General features: G+C 66.1%; 2 protein-coding genes. One reads left to right on the top strand and one right to left on the bottom strand.

The window, feature by feature from the left end:
* Positions 1 to 104 precede the first annotated feature (104 nt).
* Entirely contained in the window at positions 105 to 845 is a 741-nt protein-coding gene (locus tag FJ980_RS32160; RefSeq protein ID WP_140547510.1) for an MOSC domain-containing protein, read from the top strand.
* Position 846: 1 nt separating this feature from the next.
* Here FJ980_RS32160 and FJ980_RS32165 read toward each other — a convergent pair.
* Positions 847 to 1,317, bottom strand: a 471-nt coding sequence (locus FJ980_RS32165; RefSeq protein WP_181181390.1) for a class I SAM-dependent methyltransferase, incomplete at its 5' end; no start/stop codon positions are given.

Genomic DNA, 1,317 nt, shown 5'->3' on the forward strand with positions numbered 1-1,317 from the left:
GAGGACGATTTCGGCGCGCTCGGCGATACCTCGACGCTCGCCGATCCGGCCGTCGTCGACGACCTCGTCGCCAACCGCCAGAACAAGAAAGGCTGACACCGGCCATGGCAGCGATAGGCAGCGTTGCCGAACTCTGGCGCTATCCGGCGAGTTCGCTCGCCGGCGAACGCCTGGAGACGATCGCGGTCGGCACCGAGAGCATCGAGGGCGACCGCATGTTCGGCCTGGTCGATGCCTCCGACAATGAGATCGCCCGGCCCGATCGCGAGCCGAAGTGGCACAAGGTGCCGCGCATCCGCACCCGGCTGACGGGCGACCGCGGGCTCGAGATCGCGATTCCCGGCGCAGATTGGCTGGCGGCGCCCGGCGCCGAAAGCGACCGTGCCGTTTCCGACTATCTAGGCTTTCCGGCCTCGATCCGTCCGTTCGGCCTGGAGAACGCTCCGCCGGCCTATTCCGGCCCGTTGACCGAGGCGCGCTACCGCAAGGCGCCGATCCATCTGTTGACCACCGCCTCCCTGGCGCGCCTGAAGGCGCTGCATCCGCAAGGCACTCCCGATCCGCGCCGCTTTCGTCCCAACATCGTCATCGACATGGCGGCGGTCGAAGGCACTTTCCCCGAAACCGAATGGATCGGCAGGAAACTCGCCGTCGGCGACCTGCTGTTGACCATTTCCGAGCCGTGCCGCCGCTGCGGCTTCACCATCATCGCCCAGGACGGTTTCGACGACGATCCGGCGATCCTGCGCAATCTGGTGCGTCATAACGCGCACAATCTCGGCGTCTACTGCACCGTCGACCGCGCGGCCAGCGTCAAGGTCGGCGACGGGATGCGATTCGCCTGAATTACCGGTAAAGGTCCGCCCGCGTCGGCGGCAAGCCGCTCGGGCCCCGCGTCCGCTTGGTGGCGACCGTCTGGAAAATCTGCGCCGAGGCACGATCGAAGGCGATCGAACAGCCGGCCAGGTAAAGCAGCCACAGCCGCGCCTTGGCTTCTCCCACTTCGGCGATGGCCTCGTCGAAGCGCGCATGCAGGCGCTCTGCCCACAGCCGGCAGGTGCGGGCGTAGTGCTCGCGCAGATTCTCGACGTCGTGGACGAGGAAGCCGTGTGCTTCCAGATTGCCGCACGTCATGCCGATCGTGTCGATCTCGCCACCCGGGAAGATGTATTTGATCAGCGCCTTGTATTCCGAGCCCTTGCGCAAGGTCTTCTTCATGCTGCCCTTGCTGCGCCTGGTGATGGCATGATGCAGATAGATGCCGCCCGGCTTGAGCAGGCGATGGACGGTCGAGAAGTAGGCGGCGTGGTTGGCCAG

The organism is Mesorhizobium sp. B1-1-5 (assembly GCF_006443065.1).
In the GTDB taxonomy this organism is placed as follows: domain Bacteria; phylum Pseudomonadota; class Alphaproteobacteria; order Rhizobiales; family Rhizobiaceae; genus Mesorhizobium.

What these genes read in the sequence shown, in the direction of transcription:
- FJ980_RS32160 (WP_140547510.1), top strand. Translation starts at nt 105, where the DNA reads ATGGCAGCGATAGGCAGCGTTGCCGAACTCTGGCGCTATCCGGCGAGT.